Here is a 2184-nt window from a genome sequence, read left to right on the forward strand (position 1 = left end):
ATTTTTTTAAGCAAAACGACCAAGAAATAAGAGGTATTTTAACAAAAGTTGGTTGATTTGTCTAGGGTTATTGTTAGTTTTATTGTTATAAATCAATTTGTTGTGTGGTTTTTAAGGGTTGACTATTTAGTCACCCCTTAAAAACCTATTCCAAACAAACCAAAACCACCCATTTTTCCAACCATCTAAATCAACAAAACTGCTTTTTATGAGGCTGTTGAAAATAAAAACCCACAAAACAACCAAAAAGAGACCACTGCACAACACCCCAAAACCACCCACCAAAAACTAAAACCTCTGTTTTTTTGACTTATGGATAGTTGGGACAGTTAAAATACAATCTATTAAAAATACATCTAATAGATAATGCTTGAATTTTTGCCAGTTAAACAAGAGTTAGAAACTAAAGAGATTTTAAAAAAATCTATTAGTGCCAATAGAGCGTTGGCAATTCTCAATGAAACGGCAAAAAGCGTACCTAATCGTTTTATTTTGATTAATGCCCTAACCTTGCAAGAAGCAAAAGACAGTAGCGAGATTGAAAACATTATCACCACCCATGATGAGCTTTATAAGGCAGATTTAGACTTAAAAAGTGCCACTAAAGAGGCAAAGGAAGTTAAAGGCTATCAAAGTGCTTTATTGCAAGGAGTGGATTTAATCAACAACGGTATTTTATCGATTAATGATATTGTCAAAATTCAAGGTATTTTAGAGAATAATGATGCAGGTATCAGAACGCAAGTAGGCACTAAGTTAAAAAATGATAAAACGGGTGAAGTAATTTACGAGCCACCACAAGACTATCAAGAAATCATTAAATTATTTAACAATCTTGAAAGCTACATTAATGAAAAAAACGATTTAGACAGCCTTATAAATATGGCAATAATCCATTATCAATTTGAAGCTATCCACCCTTTTTATGATGGCAACGGCAGAACAGGCAGGATTATCAATATCTTGTATCTGATGCTTAATGATTTACTAGATTTACCCGTATTGTATCTAAGTGGTTACATAATCAATAACAAGGCAAAATACTATCAACTGTTGCGAGAAGTGGACGCTAAAGATAACTGGCAAGGTTGGATTTTGTATATGCTTAATGGTCTGGAGCAGACAGCCACACAAACCACGCTTTTAATTAATGATATTACTAATTTAATGGGTAAAACCAAAAAAATTATTAAAGAAAAATTGCCAAAAATTTATAGCAAAGATTTAATAGAAATATTATTTCGTCATCCTTATACTAAAATTGATTTTTTGGTGGAAGATTTAAGTATTACAAGGCAAACAGCATCAAAACATCTACAAGAAATTGAAAAATTAGGGGTGTTGCGAAATATCAAAGTGAAAAACAGTAATTTTTATATCAATATTGAATTACTAGAAAGGTTAAGAAAAGGAATATAGATTAACATAGGTTTTAACAATGTTAAAATATTAATTAAAATTCAATATAGAATAGAGCTGAATTGAAAAAAGTGGCTTGAAATGTGTCTAGGTTGATTGGACCATTGCACATTAGTAGAGGACAGTTTGTAGTTTAAAATGTTTATAAATGCAGTAAGGTTTGGTTGTGTATAAAAGGGACATGGTTGTCTTTTGTGTTTTCACCCAATGGGTGAAGCGGTTTTTGATTGAAGCCATTATACCAACTGGGATTTGTGCGTTTTTTTAGTTTCTATTTTTGGATTAGGGGTAAGTATTCATCCGCCCAACAAAGGCTTATGTTATTAAAATATTATTATTTGTGCAAAAAATTGTGAGGTTTTTATGGGTTCAATAATAAAACAAATTGTTGACGCTATTGTGTATTTTGTATCAGGAACATACAAAGGAGATGATGGTGACAACACACTAACCGCTGTTGGTTTCGCAGTATGGGGTGATGGCGCTCATATGTATGGCGGCAACGATACAATATATGCTGCTAGTTTAAAGCTGGATGTTTATGATACTTGGGGGCATTTATATATCTACGGAGCCGCTGGCTTTATGACTGTTGATAAAAGCGGCTGGGGCAATATGTCTGTCGCTGGTCTTGCTGGTGCAATGGATTTACAGCATACTGGACGATCGGGCAATATTGACTTTAAAGGCGCAGCGGCAAGTAATTACATATATCGTCGGGGCGATTCGGGGAATATTTCATTTAAAGGTGCTGGCATATCCAAC

Annotated in this window: 1 protein-coding gene and 1 pseudogene; both read left to right on the forward strand. The window is 33.6% G+C overall.

The features are described from left to right. The first annotated feature begins 366 nt into the window (after positions 1 to 366). Entirely contained in the window at positions 367 to 1419 is a 1053-nt protein-coding gene (locus BHECKSOX2_RS07885) for a Fic family protein (protein WP_139683135.1), read from the forward strand. 363 nt (positions 1420 to 1782) lie between these two features. After that, positions 1783 to 2184 (forward strand): annotated as a pseudogene (locus BHECKSOX2_RS07890) (hypothetical protein); the annotation flags it as partial.

It is taken from the genome of thiotrophic endosymbiont of Bathymodiolus puteoserpentis (Logatchev), from assembly GCF_900127505.1.
GTDB lineage: Bacteria > Pseudomonadota > Gammaproteobacteria > PS1 > Pseudothioglobaceae > Thiodubiliella.

Bases quoted from the DNA above. Each gene is read 5' to 3' on its own strand.
- BHECKSOX2_RS07885 (WP_139683135.1), top strand. From the start codon at position 367: ATGCTTGAATTTTTGCCAGTTAAACAAGAGTTAGAAACTAAAGAGATT.